Origin of the sequence: Parvimonas micra (assembly GCF_021300775.1) — a bacterium.
In the GTDB taxonomy this organism is placed as follows: domain Bacteria; phylum Bacillota; class Clostridia; order Tissierellales; family Peptoniphilaceae; genus Parvimonas.
The window spans coordinates 13,610-32,141 of record NZ_JAJTJP010000002.1; the positions used below are offsets into that span (position 1 = coordinate 13,610).

14 protein-coding genes are annotated in these 18,532 nt (G+C 28.0%); 4 read left to right on the plus strand and 10 right to left on the minus strand.

All coding sequences use genetic code 11. The annotated features are described in order from the left end of the window. Nucleotides 1–272 precede the first annotated feature (272 nt). From LW893_RS03380 to LW893_RS03395, 4 genes are all read right to left on the minus strand, one after another. The gene (locus tag LW893_RS03380; RefSeq protein ID WP_233055821.1) at nucleotides 273–2,057 is read right to left on the minus strand and encodes an oligopeptide ABC transporter substrate-binding protein; all 1,785 of its coding nucleotides are present in this window, start codon (nucleotides 2,055–2,057) and stop codon (nucleotides 273–275) included. 498 nt (nucleotides 2,058–2,555) lie between these two features. Next, nucleotides 2,556–3,626, minus strand: a complete 1,071-nt coding sequence (locus tag LW893_RS03385) for a hypothetical protein (protein WP_233055822.1) — start codon at nucleotides 3,624–3,626, stop codon at nucleotides 2,556–2,558. A gap of 1 nt (nucleotide 3,627) precedes the next feature. Next, complete coding sequence (locus tag LW893_RS03390; protein ID WP_233055823.1) at nucleotides 3,628–4,608, minus strand: DUF1700 domain-containing protein; 981 nt, start codon at nucleotides 4,606–4,608, stop codon at nucleotides 3,628–3,630. Then, nucleotides 4,598–4,924: a PadR family transcriptional regulator gene (locus LW893_RS03395; RefSeq protein ID WP_233055824.1), complete on the minus strand. Its 327-nt coding sequence runs from the start codon at nucleotides 4,922–4,924 to the stop codon at nucleotides 4,598–4,600. Before LW893_RS03395 ends, LW893_RS03390 begins: the two co-directional genes overlap by 11 nt. A gap of 376 nt (nucleotides 4,925–5,300) precedes the next feature. Here LW893_RS03395 and LW893_RS03400 point away from each other — a divergent pair, with 376 nt between their 5' ends. The 3 genes from LW893_RS03400 to LW893_RS03410 all read left to right on the plus strand — a co-directional run bounded on the left by LW893_RS03400 (nucleotide 5,301) and on the right by LW893_RS03410 (nucleotide 7,745). Further along, on the plus strand, nucleotides 5,301–5,657 hold the full coding sequence (locus tag LW893_RS03400; protein WP_233055825.1) for a Spx/MgsR family RNA polymerase-binding regulatory protein: 357 nt from the start codon (nucleotides 5,301–5,303) through the stop codon (nucleotides 5,655–5,657). Between the two features lie 23 nt (nucleotides 5,658–5,680). Further along, the gene (locus LW893_RS03405; RefSeq protein ID WP_233055826.1) at nucleotides 5,681–7,417 is read left to right on the plus strand and encodes a M3 family oligoendopeptidase; all 1,737 of its coding nucleotides are present in this window, start codon (nucleotides 5,681–5,683) and stop codon (nucleotides 7,415–7,417) included. Between the two features lie 142 nt (nucleotides 7,418–7,559). Beyond that, the gene (locus tag LW893_RS03410) at nucleotides 7,560–7,745 is read left to right on the plus strand and encodes a hypothetical protein (RefSeq protein ID WP_233055827.1); all 186 of its coding nucleotides are present in this window, start codon (nucleotides 7,560–7,562) and stop codon (nucleotides 7,743–7,745) included. Between the two features lie 90 nt (nucleotides 7,746–7,835). Here LW893_RS03410 and LW893_RS03415 read toward each other — a convergent pair whose 3' ends face one another. The 4 genes from LW893_RS03415 to LW893_RS03430 form a co-directional block, all read right to left on the minus strand. Further along, entirely contained in the window at nucleotides 7,836–9,248 is a 1,413-nt protein-coding gene (locus tag LW893_RS03415; protein ID WP_233055828.1) for an aspartate ammonia-lyase, read from the minus strand. A gap of 31 nt (nucleotides 9,249–9,279) precedes the next feature. Further along, nucleotides 9,280–10,644, minus strand: coding sequence for a class II fumarate hydratase (gene fumC, locus LW893_RS03420; RefSeq protein ID WP_233055829.1), 1,365 nt, complete (start codon nucleotides 10,642–10,644; stop codon nucleotides 9,280–9,282). A gap of 488 nt (nucleotides 10,645–11,132) precedes the next feature. Continuing rightward, nucleotides 11,133–13,340 carry a Cna B-type domain-containing protein gene (locus LW893_RS03425; protein ID WP_233055830.1) on the minus strand — a complete coding sequence of 736 codons (2,208 nt, stop codon included), beginning with the start codon at nucleotides 13,338–13,340 and terminating at the stop codon, nucleotides 11,133–11,135. 184 nt (nucleotides 13,341–13,524) lie between these two features. After that, a complete protein-coding gene (locus LW893_RS03430; RefSeq protein WP_233055831.1) occupies nucleotides 13,525–15,843 on the minus strand; it encodes a Cna B-type domain-containing protein in 2,319 nt (772 codons plus the stop codon). A gap of 378 nt (nucleotides 15,844–16,221) precedes the next feature. Between LW893_RS03430 and LW893_RS03435 the strand changes: the two genes are divergently transcribed. After that, nucleotides 16,222–16,638 carry a GTP pyrophosphokinase gene (locus tag LW893_RS03435; RefSeq protein ID WP_233055832.1) on the plus strand — a complete coding sequence of 139 codons (417 nt, stop codon included), beginning with the start codon at nucleotides 16,222–16,224 and terminating at the stop codon, nucleotides 16,636–16,638. Between the two features lie 685 nt (nucleotides 16,639–17,323). Here LW893_RS03435 and rpsI read toward each other — a convergent pair. Both rpsI and rplM read right to left on the minus strand, forming a co-directional pair. Continuing rightward, nucleotides 17,324–17,713, minus strand: a complete 390-nt coding sequence (gene rpsI / locus LW893_RS03440; RefSeq protein ID WP_233055833.1) for a 30S ribosomal protein S9 — start codon at nucleotides 17,711–17,713, stop codon at nucleotides 17,324–17,326. A 23-nt stretch (nucleotides 17,714–17,736) separates the two neighbouring features. After that, nucleotides 17,737–18,171 carry a 50S ribosomal protein L13 gene (gene rplM / locus LW893_RS03445; protein ID WP_233055834.1) on the minus strand — a complete coding sequence of 145 codons (435 nt, stop codon included), beginning with the start codon at nucleotides 18,169–18,171 and terminating at the stop codon, nucleotides 17,737–17,739. Between the last annotated feature and the right edge of the window lie 361 nt (nucleotides 18,172–18,532).

Below are 18,532 nucleotides of genomic sequence, written 5' to 3' on the forward strand. Positions count from 1 at the left end.
AGTACCGCACACGAGCGACAAAGCACGTTAACAATCGCTCACTTTATTGTGTTATACAAAAAGTACAAATTTAAGAAGTGATAACAAACACTTCTTTTTTGTTACTTCTCTTCAACTTTACAATATTATACTATATAAAAAATCTTTTTGCAATAGTTTTCTGTAAATTTTTTATTGATTTTTCAAAACACTTAGGAAAATACTATAACATTTTCCTATTAAGATAACAAAAAAGAAACCACTTTCGTGGTTTCTAATAAATAATTTACTTATTATTTAATTGGTTCATCAGCTGTTAATTCAATATCGAATATAGTAAAGTTAGCGCCTGGAGTTATATCCCATTTCTTAACTCTGTTGTTAACTGCAACTATACCTTTTCTAAATAGAGTTGGTACAACTGGAACATTTTCGAACATATAGTTTGCAAATTCTTTGTATGCTTTTGATCTAAATTCTTTATCTACTGCTTCTACAGAATTGATTTTGTTTAGTATAGCATCCAATTCTGGAGTTGCAAATCTTGGGAAGTTAAATGATGCTTTTCTTCCGTAAAGACTAGTTGGATTAGGGTTTGATCCTGTTCCCCAAGCTGCTTGGTAGATATCTATTTCTGGATCGTCAGCTTGAACTTTTTCATAGAATGAGTTAAATTCTATAAGTCTTCCATTAGTAAGTTGAACATCTAATCCGATTAATTTCCATTGTTGGATATAGTAATTTGTAATTGGTTCTGCTATTGCACTACCTGACATTGAAGCGAAGTTAATTTTGAATGGTTGTCCATTCTTATCTTCTCTTATTCCATCGCCGTTAACATCTTTGTATCCAGCTTCATCAAGAAGTTGTTTTGCTTTTTCAAGATCTATTGTATATCCTTTAATTGAATCATCATAGAATTCTTTAAATGCAGGAATCATTAATTGTGTTGCATTTCTTCTTAAACCTTCATAGAATTTTGTTCCTACTAGGTCATTATCTATTGCATAAGCCATAGCTTGACGTAATTTAACATCTGCCATCTTTGCATTAGGATCAGGAATAGCTTCACCTTTTGCTTTATCCCATTTACCTAGTTTGAATCCTATATAACTGTAAGATAAATCATCTTGAACTCCTACTTTAATATTAGAAAGAGATTTTACTTTGCTATAAAGGTCTGCATTTAAACCAACAGTTAAGTCGTATTCTCCAGCTTGTAGTGCTGCAACGATTTGTGCTGATGGAACTATCTTCCAAACAACAGTCTTAACCTTAGGTTGACCTTTGTAGTAATATGGGTTAGCTTCAAAAATTACTTGTTGTCCAGGAACTATTTCTTTAATATAGTAAGGTCCTGGAGATAAAGGATTCTTTCTAGTAATATCGTGAGCTTCTTGTTCTTTAACAGGAATATCTTTTAGCTTATGACTTGGAACTGGTTCAAAAGGAATTCCACCTCCCCAAAGGATAGCCGGGCTAAATGCTTTAAAGTGAATTTCAAATTTCTTATCACTTAAAGTTTTAAAACCTGAAATATCTTTAGCTTTTCCATCATGATATTCATCTATACCAACAACATTTCTCATTTCATCATCAAAACGAACACCAGTGTAGTCTTTATGAGCTACTATCTTATAGTATTCTAAGAAGTCAGCTGATGTAACAGGAGTTCCATCATTCCATGTATATTTTTCATTAATAGTTATAGTTGCTTTCTTTTCATCTACATTAAATTCAATATCAGCTCCACCACCATTAGTTAACTTATAGTTTTCATCCATTTTGAATGTTCCATTTGTACTATAAGCCAAAATTTCCATATCTGGATTTCCAGTTGCAAAAGCTTGATGGAAAATGCCTGTAAATGGAGAGTCGCTTACATAAGCAATTTTTAATGTAGCATTTTCTACAGGAGTTCCTTCATTTTCAATAACTAAATTATCTTGAACTCCAGAATCTTTTTTCTTTTCTTCTTGTTTAGTTCCGTTAGATTCTTTCTTTTCTGTCTTACCGCAAGCAGTAAATAAAAACGATGTTGCTAAACACAACGCCACGATTTTTGATAATTTTTTCATATCTAAATCCTCCTTTATGTATATGTACGAATTAAGTATCGTACTTCGAGTAATTAGGTACGTTACCAGTTACTCACTGTATTGTGTTATAAAAAAGTCCAAAATTAAGAAGTGACCAGGACACCTCTATCTCATTACTTCTCTTTAACTTTATCATATTATACTATATAAAAAATCTTTTTGCAATACCTTCTTAAACTTTTTTGTAATTTTTATATAATTTATATTTTATTTATTAAATTAATTAGTGTGAGTTTATGATGAAGTGGCTATTCTCTCGCTTCTTTCAAAAATTTTATATTATATAATTATAGTTCGAAAAAGTGGCTTTAAAATAATTCTTTAATAAATTTTTTCTATTTAAAAAAATTCATATATCTCCTATCTTTTATATATAAAAATAGCAGACAATTAATTGTCTGCTTTTTTATTGTGAAACAACAAGGTTCCCGGGAACCCACCCGATGCGAAGCATCGTGGAAGGGTGGGGTTCTTATTTTATTTAATTTCTTTTAAATCTACAATTTTATCTAATTGACTTTTAATAAGCGAACTATCCATTGCTGTTCTAAAAATTTTCTCACTATCAATATATATGGTCTTTCTTGTACTATTTTTATTTTCACTTGATTTATTAATTGTAAAACTCTTTTCCTCATCATTTACTTTATATTTTACAACTATCTCTCCTGACATTGGCATTCCTTCAAGAATTACCTTCTTTGCTCCAGTAATATTTAGATCAGTAGTTAAGGAATTCAGATCAACTTCAACAAAGTCTTTTACATTTTTTGTATCTACATTGACTTCTGGCAAATCATCATATTCCTCTTCATATGAACTCTTATCTCCTGATATAAGTAATTTTTCAATATTTGTAGTAGAATAATTTAATTTTTTTAATTTTATTTTTGGAATTTCGATTATTTCATCATTTACATCTTTAATTGTAAACTCATTAAATTGATTTAAAATATTTCTTATAGTTCTATCAAAAAATAAATCTCTATCATAAACACCATAAGTCAACTCTTTTTTTAGTAAATCATTATTTTTATTGTCTTTTGATATTCCCATAATTTCAATAGGATTTTTAACTTCAATTATAATTTTAGTCTTATCTTCAATATTATCCATATTTGAGAACGTAGATGAAAATTTATTGTACATTACTGAATTTTCTATTATTTTACCAATAAAATTAAATCTTGAAAATTCTTCCTTTTTAATAGTTTTTGTTACTACATCAATTTTATTTTCATTTTTTTTATCAAAAACTACTTCATTATCAAAATATTTATCCTTATAAATTACAGTTATATGATTATAATCATCCTGACTTTTCTTAATTTCTACATTATCTCCATTATATTTGATTAAATCTACATATTTTATATCCTTGTCAGTTTTCAAAATCTCTTTTGTAGTATAAGTCAATTTTTTCTCAATTTCTTCATCAACTCTTTTTTGAACTTCACAAAACATTTTGTAAGAACCAGTAAATCCAACAGTAATTAAACAAAATGAAACAATCGCTAATACTTTTAATTTAAAATATTTTCCTTTCATATTAGTCCTCCTTTGTTTTTTGCAAATAAACTCTTGAGTACATAAATTTTATTTTTATCCAATCATTATATTTTAAAACTACTCTATATATAAATATTGAATAATATTTTATTAATATGCACATTGCAATAAAAAGTCCTATCGCAAGCATTATTGGAAAAACTATCCATAATGAATTAAGAGATAATGTTGATAAAGCTGTTAACACAACTGGAGTTAAGAAAGTTACAAGTCCAACTCCAAAAATAGTCAATCCTACGAATAAAAACCAAATTCCACCTAAAACTATAAAAATTACAGCACATATTAGCGAAATTATTACAAGAAAAAATATTCCCTTTGAAAAGATGAATATTAATATTAAATTTACAATGGACATTATAAATGCTAAATCAAATCCTACTGTTAGAAAATTACCAGTTCCTCTAAATGCAAATAGCCCTAACAATAAAACAAAAATTATATTTACAAATGTTAGTAATTTTCCTTCTTTCGTTTGTATACCTTTATTTGTTCTAACTAAAAAAGACATTGAAACTACATATATTCCTAGCATTTCTGTTATACCTATTAGAGAGTGTAAACCTAAAAACATCTCTACAATTGAAAAAATTGCTAGAAACATAAAAGTGAAAATTCCATATTTTTCAAATAATTTATCACATTTATTTTCTATTATTTCAATTTCACCACTTTTATGTTTATCTGAAAGTCCTTTTTCAAACCAGCCGTCAAATTTTTTACTTAAATTATAAAAAGAGTTTTTTTGATTTGACAAATTATTTTCTTCTTCCCTTATCTCTTGAACAATTTTCTTAGGAGAACCAAGCTCTAAAATTATTTCTTCTTCTGTTTTTCCATCAAGTTTTCCATTTAAAAAATATTCTTCATAATCTCTAAGAATATCTAAACTTTCCTCTTCTGAGTAAAATTTTAAGAGATAATCCTTTAAAACATCTAAATAATCAACTTTATTTATCATTATTTTCACCTCTCTTTAAAATACTATCCATTCCATTTTTTAATTTTTCCCAAGAATTTAATTGTTTTTTATAAAATTCAATTCCTAAAGCTGTAATTCTATAATACTTTCTTGCAGGACCTTCATTAGACTCAACAATATATGTTTCAAAATAACCTTCTTTACTAAGGCGTCTTAGAATAGGATAAATAGTTCCTTCACTTACTTCTATTGATTTAGAAATACTTTGAACAATTTCATATCCATACATATCTTTGTCGATTAAAAAACTTAAAACACAGAGATCTAATAGACCTTTTTTTATTTGTGTATCCAATTTTACCTCCTTTTTAGTTTATTATTGTTTACAGAGTTTTAATTTATAAATTTTTTTATATAACTTTAAATATATTCTATCATACTACTATACATTACACAATACCTTTTATTGTATTTTATTAAATTTTTTTAACTATATTAAATTTTTTCAATTAATTACTTAACTTATGTTGATTTTATTTCAAAACAGTGATAGAATTAAATTGATAAAACAGTTAAGTTAATATGCTAATTTTTAATTTTACCCTATATAACATAAAATGCTGAAAAATCGATTTCTTTTGTGATTTTTTTGATATTATCGTTATAAATGGGTATTTTATAAATGCATTTAAGATTTGTTAGAATTATAAATCATTATGGGAGGTGTTATAATGAAAATTTTATTCGAATATCCAAATTGTACAACTTGTAAAAGAGCAAAAAGATTCCTAAAAGAACATGATATTGAATTTGAAGAGATAAGCCTTAAGGAGAAAACTCCAACAAAATCTCAAATAAAGGCAGTTCAAGGAAGCATGGGACTTAAAAGACTTTTCAACACTAGTGGTAAAACATATAGAGATTTAAATCTAAAAGAAAATTTTGAAAATCTATCTACAGAAGAAGCTATTAAGTTATTAGTTAAAGACGGTTCTCTTATTAAAAGACCTGTATTAATTGATGAAGAAAACAAAGTTTTTCTAATTGGATTCAAAGAAAAGGATTGGAATGTTTTACTTAAAAAATAATTTATTAAGGAGAGAGAGAAAATATGGAGCAACAGTATTCATTAGTTGAAATTTATCCTTCTTATGAAAGCGCTGAATTTCAAAACGATTTTAAAAGAATAGACAGTTTGTTTGCTGAATTCGACAAAATTAAATTAGAGGATAACATTGATTGTGTAAAATCAGTTATTAAAAAACTAGAAGAAATTAACACAACAATTTTTAGACTTTTTACTTATATCGAACTTAATCAAGCAATAAACACAACTGATGAAAAGACAACTTATTATAGCAATAATTTGAGCGCTAAACTTTCAGATTATGCTAAAACATTTACAATAATAGATAAATTCTTAGGTTCTATCACTTGTGATATTACTCAAGATGAATATTTAAAACAATATGAATTCTTCTTTAAAAACAAAAAAGAAGCTTTAAAACATGTATTACCAGAAGATATTGAAGAAGTTATCGCAAAAATGAAACTTTCAAGCTCAAACGCTTGGGAATTTATGTTCAACTTCTTAACTTCTAAAGCATCAATAGAATTTAGAGGCGAAGAAAAAACTCTAAGTGAAATCAGAAACTTAGCTTATTCTGAAGATGCACAAACAAGAAAAGAAGCATTTTATAGTGAATTGAAACTTTACGATAGCATAAAGGATTCAATAGCTTTCTCATTAAATAATATTAAACAAGAGGTTAATACAACTTCAAAAATGAGAGGTTTTGAATCAGCTCTTGCTGAATCTTTAGAAAACTCAAGATTAAAAAGAGAAACATTAGATGCTCTTTGGTCAAGTATTGATGATTACCTACCTCATTTTAGAAAATACTTTAAACATAAAGCAAAACTTTTAGGTTATGAAGGTGGATTAAAATTCTATGATCTTTTCGCAAGTATTGGAGAAAGTAATAGAACATTTACAGTTGAAGAAGCACAAGAATTTTTATTAAAACATTTTGCAACTTTCTCAGATGATATGGTACAAATGGTTAAAGGTGATTTTGATAATAACTACGTTGACTACTTCCCTAGAAAAGGAAAAGTTGGCGGAGCATTCTGTAGCAACCTTCCTTATATAAAACAATCAAGAGTAATGATGAACTTTGACGGAAGTCTTTCTTCAGTATTAACTCTTGCACATGAATTAGGTCATGCTTATCATGGACTTCATGTTGAAAATCATTTACCTTTAAACTGGGATTATCCAATGCCAGTTGCTGAAACAGCATCAATTTTCAATGAAAACTTAATAATGTCTGCAGCGTTAAATGAAGCATCCGAAGAAGAAAAGATTACATTAATGGAATCACAAATTTCAGACTGTGCTCAAATCACTGTTGATATATATTCAAGATTTTTATTTGAAAAAGAAGTTTTTGATAGAAAACTTGACCACTTTATGATGAGTGAAGAACTTGAAGAAATTATGAGAAATGCTCAAGAAAAAACTTATGGAGACGGACTTGATCCTGAAACTTATCACCCATTTATGTGGGCTTGTAAACCTCATTACTATTCAGCAAGTTTCTCATTCTATAACTATCCATATTCATTTGGTGGACTTTTCTCAAGAGGCCTTTATGCAATATACAAAGAAAATCCTGAAGGCTTCGTAGAAAAATATCAAGAACTTTTACATGCAACAACAATTAACACTTGTGAAGATGTTGCAAAAGTTATGAATATTGATTTAACTAAAAAAGATTTCTGGTTAAAATCTCTTGAAAGCATAAAAGAAGAAATTGACGAATTCATAGAATTGACAAGTAAATAATTATTAAAAATGGCGATAGCAAATCGCCATTTTTTATGTCTAAAAATATAATAAATATATTTTCACTTTTTTTGTTTAAAGTGTTGACTTTATTAATTTATTATGTTATTATGATTGTAGGGTGATATTAGTAGGAGGGCTTATGAACAAAAAAACAATAAAAGGGCTTCTTTTAGTATGGTTATTATTGATACCGTATATAACAAATATTTTGATGTATATCCCATTTTGTGGACATTATTTAGATTTTGAATATACATTTTTAATATATCTTTCAATGTTAATTACGATATTAATCTTATACTATGAAGTATCTAAGGAAAAGTAAAAACTTAAAAATAAATAAAAATTTAATATTAAAACTATCACTCAAAAGTAAAAAAACAAAGGACATTCAAGCGAATGCCCTTTTAATATATTATTTTCTTTTTGCAATTCCCGGTGTAGTCATTGAGAATACATCTAAGATATTATCAATTTCTTCTTCAGTCATAATTTTTTCAGCTATTAAAACTGCCTTTACAGGTAAGTTTTGTTCAATAGCTTTGTGAATAACTTCAACTGATTTTTCGTATCCAATATGTGGAGCGAAAGCTGTTACTATTCCATAGCTGTTGTGAACCATATTTTTAGTTCTTTCTGCATTTGCAGTAATTCCTAAAATACAGTTATGAACAAATGTATTTGCTGCTTTTCCAATAGTTTCAACTGATTCAAATAAGTTGTAGAAAATTACTGGTTCAAAAGCATTAAGTTCTAATTGTCCTGCTTCTGCTGCCATTGTAACTGCAAAGTCATTTCCTGCACAGTTAAAAGCAACTTGTGAAACAACTTCTGGAATTACAGGGTTAACTTTTCCTGGCATGATTGAGCTTCCTGCTTGTCTTGCAGGTAAGTTGATTTCTGCAAAACCACAAGTTGGACCTGAAGACATAAGTCTTAAGTCATTAGCTATTTTAGACATACTGATTGCACAGCTCTTTACAAGACCTGAAACGTGAACGAAAACGTCAATGTTTTGTGTTCCGTCAATTAAGTCTTCAGCTTGTACTAATTCCATATCAGTAACTTGTGCAAGATTTTTTACAATCTTGTCCATATAGCTTACATCTGCATTAAGTCCAGTACCAATTGCAGTTGCACCCATGTTTACAGTTTTTAAAACTGTACATGCAGTTTTGAATAATTTAATATTTCTAGCAATCACTGTTGCATAAGCTTTGAATTCTTGTCCAAGTCTAATAGGAATAGCATCTTGCATTTGAGTTCTACCCATTTTAATTACATCATCAAATTCTTCTGATTTTTGTAATAAAGCACTTTCTAATTCTTTTAAGCTTTCAATAGTATCACCTAAAAGTCTAATAAGAGCAATTTTACCACTTGTTGGATAAACGTCATTTGTAGATTGTCCCATATTTACATCATCATTTGGATGTACTATTGAATAATCTCCAAGTTTTCCACCTAAATGTTCAATAGCAATATTTGCAATTACTTCATTTGCATTCATGTTATGGCTTGTTCCAGCTCCACCTTGAATTGGGTCAACAATAAATTGATCTAAGTATCTTCCCCAGATAATTTCATCACAGGCAAAAACTATTGCATCTTTTTTCTTTTCACTTAAAACTCCTGCTTCAAAGTTTGTAATAGCACAAGCTTTTTTAATTTCTGCAACTGATTTAATCATTTCAGGATTTGTTGTTTTTCTAGTAATATTGAAATTTTCAGTTGCTCTTTGAGTATGAATACCATAATAAGCATTTTCAGGAATTAAACATTCTCCTATACAATCATGTTCAACTCTGTATCCTTGTTTTGCTTCCATTTCTAATAATTCTCCTTTATATAAACTATATTTAAACCATTTTTTTAGGATCTACAATTCGATCAAATTCTTCTTCAGTTAAATAACCAAAATGTAGTACCGCTTCTTTTAAAGTTGTATTTTCTTTGAATGCATATTTTGCACATTGACTTGCCTTATCATATCCAATATATGGATTAAGTGAAGTTACAAGCATTAAAGATTCATTCAAGTATTTTTCTACAACTTCTCTATTTACCTTAATTCCTCTTACACAGTTTTTAACGAAAGATTCTATCGCATCTGAAAGCAAGTTTACAGATTCTACAAAACTGTAAATAATAACAGGCATATAAACATTAAGTTCAAAATTTCCTTGAGATGCTGAAAAACTAATTGTAGTATCATTTCCTAAAACTCTTGCACAAACCATAGTCAATGCTTCTATTTGTGTAGGATTAACTTTTCCTGGCATAATTGAACTTCCAGGTTCATTTGCAGGAATTTCAATTTCTGAAAAGCCACAACGTGGTCCACAAGCTAAAAATCTTATATCATTTCCAATCTTTAATAAATCCATTGCAAGAGCTTTTATTGCTCCGTGAGAAACAACAACTGCATCTTTCATTGTTAATGAATGGAAGAAGTTTTCAGCAGGTTTGAATTCTTTTCCAGTAATCTTTGAAACATATTTTGCAACAATGTTTTTAAAGTTTTCTTTTGTATTAATTCCTGTTCCAACCGCAGTTGCTCCAAGTGAAATTTCTAAAAGACCTTTTCTTGTATATTCTATATATTCCAAACATTTTTCGATAGAATTTCTATAACCACTAAACTCTTGTGAAATCTTAATCGGTACAGCATCTTGTAAATGTGTTCTACCAATTTTTACAACATCACTATTAGCTTCTTCAAAAGCCTTGAAAGCTGAAATTAAAGTTTTCATTGACGGAATAAGTTTTCTGTCAATAACATCTAAACAAGCTATATGCAAAGCTGTTGGAAAAGTATCATTTGAACTTTGAGATTTATTAACATCATCATTTGGATGAATTAAAGTTTTACCCACTTTTTGATTTGCATAATTTGCAATAACTTCGTTCAAGTTCATATTTGTTTGTGTACCACTACCAGTTTGATAAACAACAAGTGGGAAATGTTCATCAAGATTTCCACTAAAAATTTCTTGAACAGCATTTTCAATAGCTGTAAATTTTTCCTTGTTTATATCACCAAGCTCGTAATTTGCCATAGCACAAGCATATTTTACTGTTGCCATAGCTCTGATAACTTCAGTTGGCATCTTATAGTCCCCAATTTTGAAGTTTTCAAAACTTCTTTGAGTAGTTGCTCCCCAAAGTTTATCGCTTTCTACCTTAATTTCTCCGATAGAGTCTTTATAAACCTTATAACTCATCAAGAACCTCCTATAAAAATAATTCTATATAAATAAATTGAAATAATATATCAAATTTGTGTCCAATAATAGGATACCACATTTTACCTAATACAAACAATTAGTTTTTCCATAATTCCTTTTTGATTATTTTTTATTGTAATTATAGTGAAATTAATATATAGTAATATCTTCTTCATTCAATTATATCGTGTTACCTTTTTGATTATTTTTTATTGTAAACACGATGAAATTATTAATTATATCATAATCTCCTTTTTTAATACTTTCTTTATTGTAGATTATGATGAAATTAATATAGTTTTATCACAAGTCATAAAACTATATTAATTATATCACAAAATGTCTCAATTTGTTCATTTTTTTGTTAATAATTATTTTAATAACGATTTATTCTTATAGTTTATAACTTTTTCATATTTTTGTTAAATAATTTTATTGTATTTTACTACAAAAAAAGTGTCGATTAATTATCGACACTTTTTTTATTATTTTCTTTTTTTCTTAACGTAAATTCCAAGTCCCATTCCAGAAGCAGTCATAAGTCCTAATGACATAATGATATTAGCATCAATTCCTGTTTTTGGGATTTTTGATCCTGGTTTTGGTTTTGGATTAGGAATTGGATTTTCCCTATTTGTAATTACAATACCTTTTCTTATATCATTTTCATCATTTTGTTTTATTTCAGTTTCATAACCTTCAATACTAGTTTCTTTTATATAGTATTTATATTTACTTGAACTAATTTTATCGGCATAAAATTCTTCTAAATCTTTAAAAGTATATTTCCAGTTATTAGCTTTATTTAATTTTATAGTTGTAACAAGGTCAGTCTTTGGTGTAACTATTTCTTCTCCTGTTTCTAAATTGTATTCTTTTACATCATAATCTCTATATAACGAAATTTCAACCTCGTCTTTAGGATTTCCAAGCCATTTCTTTTCAACTGGAATATCAATTAAGGACATATTAACTACATAGTCAGAGCCAATAATTGTTTTATAACCAGGGATTGGATCTTCTTTAATTTCATATTTGATTAAATGCCCATCTTTTTCATCAAACATTGGTATATTATTAAATACATAAGCCCAATTATCCTCTTTTGTTAAAACTTTTGTGTATAACAACTTACCATCTGCATAAAGATGTATTGTAATTGACTCTGGAAGTTTTACTAAAGATTTTTCTTCTAATAAACTGACAAGTCTGGCATTTCTCAAAATATCTCTTATTGATTGTGGAACTGCAAGATTTAGTGGTTCCTTATTCCAATATTTATTAACTTTTAAGTCAAATAGTTTGTAATTATTAATTACAAATCCTTTTGAAACATCTGCTTCATCTTTTAGTTTAATAACTGTATTATATCCTTCAATCGGTGTTTCTTCAACAGTATATTTTATAACGGAATCATCAGCATTTACTCTATCAAGACTTTCAAATGTATGTTTCCAGTTATTTTCTCTATTTAATTCAACCCTTTCCTTTTCTATTCCATCAGCCTTTAAAATAACTTCAACTTTGCCAAAAGGAGTTCCAAACCAATGTTTCTCAACTGGTATAGACAATTTGCTTATATCAATATTTGTAATTGTAAAGCCTTTATCTTCATCACCTGTAATTACAGATTTATAGCCATCAATTTCTTTTTCTTTAACATAATATTTATACTTTGTTACATTCCCTAATTCTGTATACATTTCTTGTAATTCTTTAAAAGTATGTTTCCAATTATTATCTTTATTCAACTTAATAGTTTCAACAGCTTCTGTTTTAACTGATTTTTTGAATGTTTCTGTTAAAACATCATATTCTGAAACTTCATAATCTCTATATAGAGTTACTTCTGCCTCATCCTTTGGAGTTCCAACCCATTTCTTCTCAACAGAGACATCTACAACTGATTTATTGATAATAAAGTTACCGAAATAAAGGTAATGATATGTTGCTTTATAACCCTTTACAGGTTCTTCTTTAACTTCATACTTAATTTCATGCCCATCTTTTTCATCATATTTTGGCATATTTTCAAAATTACATTCCCAATTATCTTCTTCAGTAATTACCTTTGTTGCTACAATTTTACCATCAGCAAGAAGATTAACTGTTATTGATTTTGGTATAGGAATCTTTGAAACAGGAGAATCTATTGGATTACCATAAGCATCCACTGGTACATCTTCCATCACACCATTTACTACTTCTAATTTTCCATTCAAATTGTTTTCTAATTTATCAGAATTTAACCTCATTGGAGATGGTTCACCTGGATTAGAAATATTCCACAACTTTATGATATGCACTGATTTGATTTGAAAATTAGTAATAACAAATCCTTCATTCATATTTCCAGTAACTCTTGTTTTAAGATAGTATTCCATACCTGTTGGTTTTTGTGAAACAGTATATTTTATTAAATTGCCCTCATCATTATATTTAGGTAAATTTTCAAAAACATATTTCCAATCTGCATCACTTGTTATTGTAGCGGTATTAATAAGTTTATCATTTGCAAATAAATCAACTTCAACAGAAGCTAATAACTCCTCACCAATCCAGTTAACTTCTATAGAAACACTTGTTTTATCATCTTCACTTTTATCTGCAAATACTTTATTATTATTTATTCCAACAATACTTCCAACAAAAATAGCAAGTATAAGCAAGGTAACATTTAATAATCTTTTCATATTTAATCCTCCAAAATAATAAAAGATTTTATATATATTTTCAATAAATATCAATTTAATTCTGCTATGGTATATCACTATATACTTAGTATATCATAAACAATTATTTTTGTCAGTGTTTTTTTAAAAATTATACGGATTAATATAAAAAAAGTGTCGATTTATTATCGACACTTATGTTTTATTATTTTCTTTTTTTCTTAACGTAAATTCCAAGTCCCATTCCTGAAGCAGTCATAAGTCCTAATGACATAATGATATTAGCATCAATTCCAGTTTGAGGAATGCTTGCCTTTGGTTGTTCTGGCTTTGGATCCGGTTGTGGTGCCGGATTTGGATTTGGTTGAGGATTTGGATTTGGCTCTGGATCTGGTGTTGGTACTGGTTTTTCACTATTTGTAATTACAATACCTTTTGTAACATCTTCTTCATCATTTTGTTTTATTTCTGATTGATATCCATCAACTTCAATTTCTTTTACATAGTATTTATATTTAGTTGAAGTAATTGAATCAACATAAAATTCTTCCAAATCTTTAAAAGTATATTTCCAACTATTAGCTTTGTTTAATTTTATAGTATCAACAAGCTCAGTCATTTTAGTTACTTTCTTTGAACCATCTAATAACTCATATTCAGTCTTATCATACTCTCTATAAAGTTGAACTTCAACTTCGTCCTTAGCTTTTCCAACCCATTTCTTTTCAACAGGAATATCTATAATGGATTTGTTTGTAATAAAATCAAATTCAACGAGAGAAGTTTTATAACCTTCTACTGCATCTTCTTTAAGTTCATATTTAATTCTATGACCATCAGTTTCAGAATATAAAGGTAATTTTTCAACTGTATAAGTCCAATTATCCGCTTTTGTTAATACCTTTGTGTTAATAACTTCACCATCAGCTAGAAGATGAATTGTTATTGATTCAGGTAATGGAACAACGGATTTTTCAGCTTTATCAGCACCTAATGCAGCTAAAATATTATTAACTACAACAGCATTTTCAACACCAAAATCTCCATTTACACCTGTAGGTACCATACGAGGAGCTGGCGTTTCATTCCAATATTTTGTAATTTTTAAATCAATTAACTCATAATTTGTTATTTCTACACCTTTTGAAATATCATCAGGATCTTTTTGTTTTAGTACTGTCTTGTAATTATCTAATGCTTTTTCTTCAACTGTGTAATTAATAAGTTCATCATTATCATTTAATCTATCAAGATTTTCAAAAGTATGTTTCCAATCATTAGCTTCTGATAATTTAACTGTTTCTTTTTCTACTCCATCAGCTTTTAAAACTACTTCAACTTCATCAGCAACTTTACCCTTCCAAGTCTTTTCAACAGGAATTGACATTTTACTCTTATCGATATTTTTAATTGTAAAGCCTTTTACGTCATCTCCACTGATTACAGTTTTATATCCGTCAATTTCAGTTTCTTTAATATAGTATTTATATTTACTATAACCTAGAATATCAGCATAATATTCTTCTACATCTTTAAAAGTGTATTTCCAATTATTAGCTTCATTTAATGTTACAGTTTCAACAAGCTCTCCTTTAACAGGAACTTCTACTTCTTTATTTGCAGCATAATCAAATTCAGTTTTTACATAATCTCTGTATAATGAAACTTCTGCACTATCTTTTTTATTTCCAACCCATTTTTTTTCAACAGGAATATCGAAAATTGTTTTATTTAAAATGAAATCAGAACCTTTTTCGCCAATTTTGAAACCTTTAACAGGCTCTTCTCTTAATTCATAGTCTATTTGATTACCTTCATTATCATACATCGGTACTTTTTCAAAAACTGTTTCCCAATTATCAGCAGCAGTTACAACTTTAGTTTGAACAATTTTCCCATTTACAACTAAATGAACAGTAATTGATTCAGGCAAAGGAACTCTTGAATCAGGAAATGTTCTTGCTGTATTTCTTGAAGCATTGTTATTAGATCTAGGTTGTAAACCTGAAGCTCTTGAAGTAGTAGCAACACGTTTGCCAGGTCTAAAACTAGCTGGAGACGGAGTTCCTGGCCTTGCAATAACATAAGCGCCTTTAACCTCATTCCAATATTTTATAAAAGGTACATTAGTTAAAAGTGTATTCTTAACAACAAAACCATTTTCTGCATCACCAGAAATTGTAGTAACAAAGTTATTTTCTTTTAAACTTTCATCATCTACATTTATTGTATATTTAATCTCTCTACCATCAGCATTATATTTAGGTAAATCTTTAAATTCAAATTCCCAGTCAGTATATGATTCAGCGGCGTCCTTTTTAACAAACTCACCATCTGCATATAATTCTACATAGAAACTTCCCCAGTAGTATCCTACCCAATCAGTTTTTATAGAAATATTAATTTTTTCATCTGCTTTATTAGCATTTTCTTCGGCAAATGAATTATTATTAGCAAAAACTGTAATAAATGTAGTTGCAATAATAGCTAATGCTAATAGTCCAACTTTAACAAGTTTTTTCATAATTCCTCCTATTAACTTTTAAAAAATCTTTTATAAATTCTCTTGTTTTACTTACTCAAAACCTTATAATAAGTCATAATTATGTAATATATTATATCACATTTTTCTAAAAAAAGCACATTTAGACAGTATTTTTTACTAAAAAAAGTTAGTACTTTTGTCCATAATTGCTAAGTGTTTATTATATTCACAAAGAAATGAACTTTTTGAAAGATGTTTTGATTTCTTTCAGAAATACTATTGCTTGTAAACAAGCATAAGTGAATGTATCGTAGATACATCACAGAAGTATTTATAAAAAATAGTCTAAACAATTAAAAACTTCACTTTTAAAAAGGGTATAAAAAAATTATAGAGTTTTATTTAAAGGAGGGAATTATGTTAAAATTAATTAAGGCATTTTTTATTATGCTAAGAGCTCATATTAAACAAAAAGATAAAGCTGGAAGATGTTATATTTTCCATCCAATTAATGTAGCTTTAGGAGTAAAAGGAATTAGAGCAAAGACGGTTGCTCTACTTCATGATGTTATTGAAGATAGTGATTTATATTGTATTGATGATTTTAGTTTTTTAGACGATGAGCAATTAGAAGCTATAAAACTTTTAACTCATAGTGATGGTGAAGAATATTTTACTTATATTAATAAAGTAAAGACAAATAAGATTGCAAAAGCAGTTAAGTTGTCAGATTTAAGACATAATTCAAACTTAAAAAGATTAAAAAATATTACTGAAAAAGATTTAGAAAGAAGAACAAAATACTTAAAAGCTATTGAAATATTAGGAAATTAAAACAACTATTAATAGTTGTTTTTTTATTTACTTTAGCTTATTTCATTTAACGTCTAGCTATCAAACGAAGTTACTTCCTTTACACGTCATCTTGAGCGGAGTGTAACGAAGTCGAAAGATCTCATACTTATGCTTGTTTACAAGCATAAGTGAATGTATCGTAGATACATATAGATATTTTATTCTTTATTTCTTTCAGAAATACTATTGCTTGTAAACAAGCAATAGTTGAGATTTCTCCATTTCACTAACGCTTCAGTCGAAATGACGTATTTGGGGCTTTTCTTTGCAAAGTGCCATGACGTGAAACATTTCAATTATTAAAATATATCAATAAAATGATTTTTTTAATAAATAAAAAATTTTCTTATACTATTTTTTATTTTCTACTTATTTAATAAATCTATTTTGATGTTTATTTACTTTTAACGTCTAGCTCTTAAACAAAGGTACTTACTTTATACGTCATCTTGAGCGGAGTGTAACGAAGTCGAAAGATCTCATACTTTTGCCTTAGCAAAAGTAAATGTATCTTAGATACATACAATATAAAAGAAAAAGTATTTTGGATAATTTCGTTGCTGTAACGTGAAACGTTTTGTTTATAAAATAATTATTTTCATTAAATTAAATTTACATAAAAAAAACGTTGGAAAAAATTTCCAACGTTTCAAATTCATATTTACTATCTCTTTGAGAATTGTGGGCTTCTTCTTGCTTTTTTAAGACCATATTTCTTTCTTTCTTTCTTACGAGGGTCTCTTGTTAAGAAACCAGCTCTTTTTAATACAGGTCTTAATTCAGCAGAAACTTCTAATAAAGCTCTTGCAATACCATGTCTGATTGCTCCAGCTTGTCCTGTAAATCCACCACCTTTTACGTTTACGTAAACATCGAATTTACCAAGACTTTCTGTTATTTCTAAAGGTGACTTAGCTGTAACCTTTAATGTATCATAATCAAAATATTCATCTATATCTTGTTTGTTAATAACAAATTTTCCATTTCCAGGTGTTAAGAAAACTCTAGCTACAGAAGTTTTTCTTCTTCCTGTTCCTATATATTGAGTTGCCATATATGTTAATCTCCTTTCTATTCCTATTTACTTAATGTTAAAACTTCTGGTTGTTGAGCTTCATGATTGTGTTCTGGACCAGCATAAACCTTTAATTTCTTGAACATTTGTCTTCCTAAAACATTTTTTGGAAGCATACCTTTAACAGCTAATTCAATAACTTTTTCAGGTTTAGTTTGTAACATTTTTTCATAAGAAATAGCTTTTAAACCATTTGAATATCCAGTATAGTATCTATGTTCTTTTTGTTGTAATTTGTTTCCAGTTAATTTAACTTTATCAGCATTAACAACAATAACATAATCTCCCATATCGAATGATGGTTGGAATCTAACATTTCTCTTTCCTCTTAAGATTGAAGCAACTTCTGCTGCAAGTCTACCTAAAACAACGTCTTTTGCATCAACTACATACCATTTACGATTAACATCGCAAGGTTTTGCTACGTAACTTTTCATTTCATTCCTCCTTAATTCTTTTTACAATATTGGGTTATTTAGACATCGCTACCCAGCGATTTTGTAGGCGAGGACTTATTAATCGCAACCTCGACTGCTATGCGATCGATATTGTAAAAAGGCAAGGCTTTTTAAATATCAAAGCGTCTAAGAGTGACACTCAAAAATTATACCACAAATATATAGATATTGCAAGACTTTTTTATAAATTCTTTAAAACTATTTTGTTATGATACAATTGATGTGAGACCAGTAAAAAAATCACAGAAATTTCAGTTAGAAAATGTACATTAATTAATATCAAAAATACGCTTTAATTATTTATCCTAAAATGTATCTTTTGTTTAAAAAAGCAAAAAAA

Excerpts from the sequence above, each read along its gene's own strand:
- LW893_RS03380 (WP_233055821.1), bottom strand. The coding sequence starts at position 2,057 with ATGAAAAAATTATCAAAAATCGTGGCGTTGTGTTTAGCAACATCGTTT.
- LW893_RS03385 (WP_233055822.1), bottom strand. The coding sequence starts at position 3,626 with ATGAAAGGAAAATATTTTAAATTAAAAGTATTAGCGATTGTTTCATTT.
- LW893_RS03390 (WP_233055823.1), bottom strand. The coding sequence starts at position 4,608 with ATGATAAATAAAGTTGATTATTTAGATGTTTTAAAGGATTATCTCTTA.
- LW893_RS03400 (WP_233055825.1), top strand. The coding sequence starts at position 5,301 with ATGAAAATTTTATTCGAATATCCAAATTGTACAACTTGTAAAAGAGCA.
- LW893_RS03405 (WP_233055826.1), top strand. The coding sequence starts at position 5,681 with ATGGAGCAACAGTATTCATTAGTTGAAATTTATCCTTCTTATGAAAGC.
- LW893_RS03410 (WP_233055827.1), top strand. The coding sequence starts at position 7,560 with ATGAACAAAAAAACAATAAAAGGGCTTCTTTTAGTATGGTTATTATTG.
- LW893_RS03415 (WP_233055828.1), bottom strand. The coding sequence starts at position 9,248 with ATGGAAGCAAAACAAGGATACAGAGTTGAACATGATTGTATAGGAGAA.
- fumC (WP_233055829.1), bottom strand. The coding sequence starts at position 10,644 with ATGAGTTATAAGGTTTATAAAGACTCTATCGGAGAAATTAAGGTAGAA.
- LW893_RS03425 (WP_233055830.1), bottom strand. The coding sequence starts at position 13,340 with ATGAAAAGATTATTAAATGTTACCTTGCTTATACTTGCTATTTTTGTT.
- LW893_RS03430 (WP_233055831.1), bottom strand. The coding sequence starts at position 15,843 with ATGAAAAAACTTGTTAAAGTTGGACTATTAGCATTAGCTATTATTGCA.
- LW893_RS03435 (WP_233055832.1), top strand. The coding sequence starts at position 16,222 with ATGTTAAAATTAATTAAGGCATTTTTTATTATGCTAAGAGCTCATATT.
- rpsI (WP_233055833.1), bottom strand. The coding sequence starts at position 17,713 with ATGGCAACTCAATATATAGGAACAGGAAGAAGAAAAACTTCTGTAGCT.
- rplM (WP_233055834.1), bottom strand. The coding sequence starts at position 18,171 with ATGAAAAGTTACGTAGCAAAACCTTGCGATGTTAATCGTAAATGGTAT.